1 protein-coding gene is annotated in these 1,022 nt (G+C 66.9%); it reads right to left on the bottom strand.

The features are described from left to right. The coding region (locus ACZ4LX_RS38275; protein ID WP_467721428.1) for an AMP-binding protein at positions 1–947 on the bottom strand (947 nt) is incomplete at its 3' end. Positions 948–1,022 lie beyond the last annotated feature (75 nt).

The following is a 1,022-nucleotide window of genomic DNA, read 5'->3' as shown; positions in this document are numbered from 1 at the left end:
ACCGCGGCCGGGACCATGTACTCCGGCAGACGTGAAGCCGTGAACCGGCGTACACCCTGAACCAGTTCCTCACGGTCGGCGTCCTGTTCGCCCACCACATAGGCGACGAGACGGACCTCACCAGGCATGTCCTCACGAGCCACGACCGCCGCCCGCGCAACCCCCGCATGACCACCCACAACCGCCTGGACCTCACCCAGCTCGATCCGGAACCCACGAACCTTCACCTGCTCATCCGCACGCCCCACGAACACCAGACGACCATCCGCACCCCAACGAACCAGATCCCCCGTCCGATACATCCGCTCACCCGCCACACCGAACGGACACGCCACAAACCGCTCCGCACTCAACCCCGCACGCCCGTGATAACCACGCGCCAACTGAGCACCCGCCACATACAACTCACCCGCAACCCCGACCGGCACCGGCCCCAAACCCCGGTCCAGCACAAACAACCGCGTATTGGCCACCGGCGACCCGAACGGCACCACACCACCAGCCGCCGCCTCACCCGGATCCACCAACCCAGCCGCCACGATCACCGTGGCCTCCGTCGGCCCATACGTATTCACCAGCCGCCGACCCCGCGACCACACCGCCGCCACCGAAGGCTCCACCGCCTCCGCACCAATCACCAGCGAACCCACACCCGCCAGATCACCCGGCTCCAAAACCCCCAACAACGACGGCACCACACTCGCCGACCCCACCCCGGCCGACGCCACCAACCCCCGCAACAACCCCGGCTCAGCCCGCTCCCCCACACCAGCAACCACCAGCGCACCACCCCACGCCAACGTCACCGCCACATCCAGAACCGACGCATCAAAACTGAACGACGCGAACTGCAACACACCCACACCCGGCCCGACACCCATCAACGGACCGAACACCGACACCAGATTCGACACACCCCCATGCCGAACCGCCACACCCTTCGGCACCCCCGTCGAACCCGACGTATAAATCACATACGCCAAACCATCCGGCCCCACAGCCACACCCGGCGCCGAACCCGG

It is taken from the genome of Streptomyces sp. NPDC026062 (assembly GCF_055568375.1).
The sequence above is the reverse complement of the archived record's forward strand: the minus strand, read 5'-3'. Positions and strand labels throughout refer to the sequence as shown.